General features: G+C 73.8%; 4 protein-coding genes. 2 read left to right on the plus strand and 2 right to left on the minus strand.

What is annotated here, in order from left to right; all coding sequences use genetic code 11:
* The coding region (locus IEY82_RS27205) for an AAA family ATPase (RefSeq protein ID WP_189127070.1) at nt 1-1,104 on the minus strand (1,104 nt) is incomplete at its 3' end.
* Nucleotides 1,105-1,315: 211 nt separating this feature from the next.
* Nucleotides 1,316-2,587 carry an FAD-binding oxidoreductase gene (locus IEY82_RS27210; protein WP_189127071.1) on the minus strand — a complete coding sequence of 424 codons (1,272 nt, stop codon included), beginning with the start codon at nt 2,585-2,587 and terminating at the stop codon, nt 1,316-1,318.
* 54 nt (nt 2,588-2,641) lie between these two features.
* Here IEY82_RS27210 and IEY82_RS27215 point away from each other — a divergent pair, with 54 nt between their 5' ends.
* Both IEY82_RS27215 and IEY82_RS27220 read left to right on the plus strand, forming a co-directional pair.
* Nucleotides 2,642-5,911 (plus strand): ATP-binding protein, encoded by a 3,270-nt coding sequence (locus tag IEY82_RS27215; protein WP_189127072.1) that lies wholly within the window; start codon nt 2,642-2,644, stop codon nt 5,909-5,911.
* A gap of 94 nt (nt 5,912-6,005) precedes the next feature.
* A complete protein-coding gene (locus tag IEY82_RS27220) occupies nt 6,006-6,311 on the plus strand; it encodes an antibiotic biosynthesis monooxygenase family protein (RefSeq protein WP_189127073.1) in 306 nt (101 codons plus the stop codon).
* Nucleotides 6,312-6,410: the final 99 nt, after the last annotated feature.

Below are 6,410 nucleotides of genomic sequence, written 5' to 3' on the forward strand. Positions count from 1 at the left end.
GACGAACCGCTCCGTGCGATCGCCCAGGACCCGTAGCAGGACCTCTCGGTAGATCGGGTTGGCGATCTCCAGGTCCCTGGTTCCCCGGATGAGGCCCAGATCATGAACGTAGGAGACGTCATCGTCGAAGGAGGTGTCCGTGCCTGGCCACGTTCCCGCCACGATCGGCTCGATCACCCGTTCCACCCGTGGTTCGTGCAGCCGCGTCACGAGGGCGTCCAGATGGGTGGCGCGGGCCCGGATCAACCGTTCCTTGGCCTCCTCCACCTGCCCGGCGGTGATGGCGCCGGTCACCCCCATCTTGAAGGTGATCTCATGGGCGACGGCGTTGACCAGCCACGGTTGTCCCTGCGTCAGCTCGAAGACCCGGTCCACCGCGTCCTTGGTGAACTCCTGGCCGGTCTCCTGCGTGTGCCGGCCGTAGAGCTCGGCGATCTCGTCGGCGCTGAAGTCGCCCAGGCGCAGCGACTCGGTGACGATGTTGAACGGGCTGGCCGGGTTGGACCGGTCGGGTTCGCCGCCTGAGGCGACCTTGTAGTCACGCACGTCGCGCAACCCGCACAGCACCACGGACGCGGGGAACGGACGGCCTCCCGGCCGTGCGTTGTGGCCGTCGCGGAGCTGGCTGAGGATGCTGACCATGCTGTTGCCCTGCAGGGCGTCGATCTCGTCGAGGAACAGCACCACCCGGCGTGGGCAGCGACTGCACCACTCGGTCAGCGCCGAACCGAATCGGGTGCCCGCCGGAGCTTGCGGCCAGGTGTCCGGCGGCAGCAGCTCCTCCGGCCATTCCGCCCACTCGGCGGCCTGGCGGAGAGACTTCAGCACAATCTCCTCCGCGGCGGCATAGTCATCGCCGGCTGACTTGGCGCGCTCGCAGGAGAACATCAGAGCGGCGGTGTCACCCTCGACGGTCAGCTCGGACGCCAGGGCGTCCAGCGTGGTCGTCTTGCCGGTCTGCCGGGGCGCGTGCAGGACGAAGTAGCGATCCATGTCGATGAGCACGCGCGCCTGCGGGATCCGCTGCGTGGGGGGCAGCATGTAGTGGCGTCGCGGGTCACACGGGCCGGTGGTGTTGAAGTATCTCGCTCGGGGTGGGCGCATGGTCACATAATGTCATCGCCCGCTGTGCCGGCAGCGTGATTCGCCGTCGAGACCGCCGAGGCCGCAGGCCGTGCGGCCAAGGCTGCGCCGAGAAGGGGTCGCACGACCTGGCCGGCGCCGGCCTGCCCGAGAAGCGACGACGGTCTCGATGTTCCTGATCACGGCGCGCTCGCCGACCCGCCGGGGTTCGCCGCCATGCGTGCCGGGCCTGTCAGGCGTCCACCGGGAAGTTCGCCCGGATCACGCCGTGCGGGTCGCGGGCCCGCTTGAGGTCCCGCAGCCGCGCCAGCGTGTCACCGGAGAACGCGGACGCCGCCCGCTCCCCGGCCGTCAGCATGCTGTACGGCTTACGCCCGCTGGCGTACGGCACCAGAGCGGCCCCGAGACCGGCGATGCGCTCGGCCGTGGCCTCCGACGGCATCCCGAACAGGTAGGCGGAGTACGGCTCGGCCAGGGGCTCCGCCGCGCCGCCGCCCGCCGCCGGCCGGGCCAGCGCCCCGCCCAGGTGCCGGATCTGCACGCTGATCAGGGGATCCATCGGCTCCCCGAACAGCACGTCGTCCGGGAGTTCGGTGAGCAGCTCGCACCGGGCCATCCCCGGGCTCGGGTCGGTGGGCTCGTCGCAGACCGATCCCAGCGCCGCCACCGGCAGCGGCCCCCGGCTGTCGCCCATGATGCCGTCGATCTTCTCGAAGCGGGTCAGCAGGCCGCCCGGGTGCTCGCCCAGGTAGGTGACGTCGAGCGCGACGAGGCCCGGGCCGCCGGGGATCTGCAGCAGGACGTACCAGAGTGTCAGCTCGTCCGGCGCCTCGGCGGTGACCTCCTTGAACGCCTCGAACACCGCGGCCGCCCGGTCGGCCGGCCACATCATCCGCCCGCCGTACAGGAAGGGCGCCGGGTGCAGGTCGAACTCCAGCGCGGTGACCACGGCGAAGCTGCCGCCGCCACCCCGCAGCGCCCAGAACAGCTCGGGGTCGGACTCGGCGGTCACCCGCGTCCGGGCACCGTCGGCGTCCACCGCCTCGAACGCCCGCACGCTGTCCGAGGCCCAGCCGTGCCTGCGGCTGAACCAGCTCAGGCCGCCGCCGAGCGTGTAGCCGGTCACGCTCACCACCGGCGAGCTGCCCGCCAGGCCGGTCAGCCCCAGCGGGCCGGCCGCGGCCAGCACCTCGCCCCACTGCACGCCCGCCCCCACCCGGGCCACACCGTCCGAGATCTCCACCCCGCCGAGCCGCTTCGTGCGCAGCAGGATGGCGCCCTCCGTGTCACCCGAGGCGCCATGACCGCTCGCCTGAGCGGTCACCGCGAGCCCGTGCAACCGCGCGTGGCTCACCACGGCCGACACGTCGTCGGCGTCCTCCGCGTCCACCACCGCCAGCACCGGCTGCTCCACCGAGAGGTGCCACGGCGTGCGCGCCTCGTCGAAACCCTCGTCGCCCTGGACGAGCACCCTGCCCTTGACCATGTTCTTGAGTGCGTTCATGCGCCCAGGATGCGATGCGGCCCTTGGGCGGGACTTGGGGTTGACTTGGGATTCGTGGAGATCCGACTGTTCGGCCCGGTCGAGGCCGACGACGAGGCCGGGCGGCCGCTCGACCTCGGCACGCGCAAGCAGCGCGCCTGCCTGGCCATGCTGGCGCTCGAGCCCGGCCGGATCGTGCCGCTCGACCGGCTCATCGAGGAGCTCTGGGCGGGCGTGGCGCCGGCCAAGGCCACGGCGACCCTCCAGGCGTACATCTCGCATCTGCGCCGGGCGCTGGAGCCGGACCGCAGGCCGCGCACCCCGCCGCGGTTGCTGCTCACCCGGGAGCCCGGCTACCTGCTCGACGTCACGCCTGCCCAGACCGATGTCGGGCGCTTCACGGCGTGGGCCGAGGACGGGCGGCGCCTGGTGCGCGGCGGGCGGTTCGCCTCGGCCCGCGACGTGCTGGACCGGGCGCTGGAGCTGTGGCGCGGGGAGCCCCTGGCGGAGTTCCCCGACCTGGCGCCCGCCCGGCTGGGGGAGCTGCGGCTGCAGGCGGAGGAGGACCTGCTGGAGGCCCGGCTGGCGCTCGGTGAGGCGAGCGTGACGGACCTGGAGGCGCTGGCCGACGCCAACCCCTACCGCGAGCGGGCCTGGGGCCTGCTGGTGCTCGGGCTCTACCGGGCCGGCCGGCAGGCCGACGCGCTGGGTGCGCTGCGCCGGGTCCGCTCCCTGCTGTCCGTGGAGCTGGGCATCGAGCCGGGGCCGGAGCTGAAACGGCTGGAGCGCGCCGTCTTCGACCAGTCACCCACCCTGGACGCCCCGAGCCCGTTCGCGGCAGGGATCGGCCCGGACACCACGGACACCCCGGATATTTCGGACACGGGAGCCGCGGCGACCGGCGTTCCGGGCGGGCGCGCGGGAGCGCCCGGCGGACCAGGCGGCGAAGCGGCCGGCTCTTCTCCCGGCAGGCCAAGCACGGCGAACGCCCCCTGCACCCGGCTGATCGGGCGGGAGGCGGAGCTGCGGCTGGTCGGGGAACTGCTGGCGGCGGCGCGCCGGGGCACGGGCGGACTGCTACTCGTCACCGGCGAGGCGGGCATCGGCAAGACGAGCCTGGCCAGGGCGGCGGCCGACGAGGCGGAGGCGCGGGGGTTCGAGGTGGCGTGGGGCCGCTGCCTGGACGGCGGGCCCACGCCGGCGTTGTGGCCGTGGACCCAGGCCGGCCTGGTCCCGGCCCAGCCGCAGGCCGAGCTGTTCGACCTCTACGACGGTGTGCTCGCGCGGCTGCGCGGGGCCCCGCTCCTGCTGGTGCTGGAGGACCTGCACTGGGCCGACGTCTCCTCGTTGCGGCTGCTCGGCCACGTCGCGGGCGAGCTGCCGCGCACCTCGACGCTGGTCGTCGCCACCGTCCGCCCCGAGCCGGGGGAGCACCCCGGCCAGCTCCGCGAGACGCTGGCCGCGCTGTCGCGGGAGAGCCCGCGCGTCTCGCCGGCGCCCTTCGACGCCGCGCAGGTGCGCGACTACCTGCGGCTGCGGCAGGTGGACGCCGATCCCGAGGTGATGCTGGACCGGTCCGGTGGCAACCCGTTCTACCTGACCGAGCTGCTCCGGCTGCCCGCGAGCGAGCGCGACCTGGTCCCGCCCGGCGCCCGCGACGTCATCGACCGGCGGCTCGCCCGGCTGCCCGAGACGACGAGGGACCTGCTCGGCGCTGCGGCCACGGCCGGCCGCGAGGTACCGCTCGATCTCCTGGCGGCCATGGCCGGGCGGCCGGTCGAGGACGTCATGACGCATCTCGAACCCGCGCTCGCCGCCGGCCTGCTCCAGGAGGCGGCCGGTTACCGCTTCTCCCACGCCCTGGTACGCCAGGCGCTCGACACCGGCCTCACCCGGCTGGACCGGGCCCGGCTGCACCTGCGGGCGGGCGACTACCTGGAGGCGGTGCCCGGCACCGACCCCGCCCTGCTCGCCGGCCACTTCGCCGCGGCGGCGACGCTCGGCGCGGGCGACCGGGTGGTCCGCCACGCCACCGCCGCCGCCCGGCAGGCCGCCGCGCGCCACGGCTACACCGAGGCCGTGGCGCTCTGGGAGCTCGCGCTCGGCCACCTCCCGCCGGGCGACTCGGCGGCCCGGTGCCGCGTGCTCACCGAGCTCGGCCAGGCTCGCCGGGCCGTGGGCGACGCGGGCGGCGCGCTCCGCGACCTGGACGAGGCGATCGCGCGGGCCAGGCGGCTCGGCGACCGGGAGGCGCTGGTGGCGGCCGTGTCGGCGTCGGGCAGCCTGTCGGTGTGGAACTGGCGTCCCTACGGCACCGTCGACGACGAACTCGTCTCCACTCTGGAGGATCTGCTGGTCACGCCGCTCGACGAGGAGTCGAGGGCGACTCTGCTCGGCACCCTCGGCGCCGAGCTGCACTACGGGCCACGGCGCGCCGAGGGGGAGCGGTTCGCGCTGGAAGCGGTGCAGATCGCCCGCCGGCTGGCCGATCCCGCGCTGCTGGCCCGTACCCTCAACAACTACCTGATCGCCGGCTTCGTTCTCGGCCGCAACCCCTCCCGGCTGCGTGCCGCCGAGGAGATGCTGGCCATCCCCGGCCTGCCCCGTGAGGCGCGGCTGGTGGCGGGCGTGATCCGGATGTCCTGCCTGCTGCGGGCGGGCGAGCTGGCCGAGTGGGAGCGCGAGCTGGCCCGCTGCGAGCACCTGCTCGAACGGATCCGCCGCCCCGAGCCCGAGGCGATGGTGCGCATCGCCGAGACGGGCGGCCACACCCTGCACGGCCGCTGGTCCGAGGCCGAGGCGCTGCTCGGCAGCCACCCCGACCTGAGATACGGCGCCAGCCTGTGGGGGCAGGAGGCGCGACGGCTGGCCGTCCTCTACACGTGCAGGCGTGGTCAGGGCCGGGTGGCCGAGGTGCTGGACGAGCTCGTCGCGGCGGCCGGCCGCCGCGACCTGACGCCCGTCCGGCCGCTGGCCGTGCTGGCCGCCCTCGATGTGGGCGAGGAGGACCTGGCGGCTGACCTGGCCGCCCGCTGGGGCGGCGACCTGCGGGACGACTGGGCGGGAGACTTCCTGTTCCCCGTCTGGGGCCTGGTGGCGGCCCGGCTCGGCACCCCCGATCCCGGCGCGCTCTACGACCGGCTGCTGCCGGTGGCCGGGCAGCTGATCGTCATGGGTATGGGGAGCGTCGCCTGGGGCTCCGTCCACGACGTCCTGTCCCGGCTGGCCGCCCGCCTCGGCCGCGCGGAGGAGGCGGCCGCCCATGCCCAGGCCGCCGCCGACACCCACCGCCGTCTCGGCCTGCCCTCACCCGGCGGGGCCTGCGACGGCGCCTCCACACGCTGAGACCCCACGAGATACCGACGTAGTGTTGGTATCATTCCGACATGGCGTCGGGAAAACTGGATCGCGGCGCTTCACGGAGAAGGGATCACTCCTCATGCACATGATCATGAACCGCATCGACGTCCCCGCGGAGGACGCCCAGGCCTTCGAGGCCACCTTCATGGAGAGCATGCGCGCCACCCTCGCCGGCGTGCCCGGCCTGCGCCGCAGCTCGCTCCTGCGTCCCACGGAGGAGGGACAGCCCTACGTGTCCACGATGGAGTTCGACTCCCGCGCGGACTTCGTCGCCTGGCTGCGCTCCGACTCGTTCAAGGCCGCCCACTCCGACCGGGAGGCGCCCGGCATGGACACCTCCTCCGCCATCGAGCAGTACGAGGAGATCGGCACGATCGCCGGCTAGATCGCTGATGTGAAATTCGGCTTAGTGATCGTAGGCGATCAGGGATCGTTTCACGGGTGCGCCGATGTTCCAGTTGTGCCAGATAACGGCATTGAGGGC

Origin of the sequence: Nonomuraea cavernae (assembly GCF_014646355.1) — a bacterium.
Classification (GTDB): domain Bacteria; phylum Actinomycetota; class Actinomycetes; order Streptosporangiales; family Streptosporangiaceae; genus Nonomuraea; species Nonomuraea cavernae.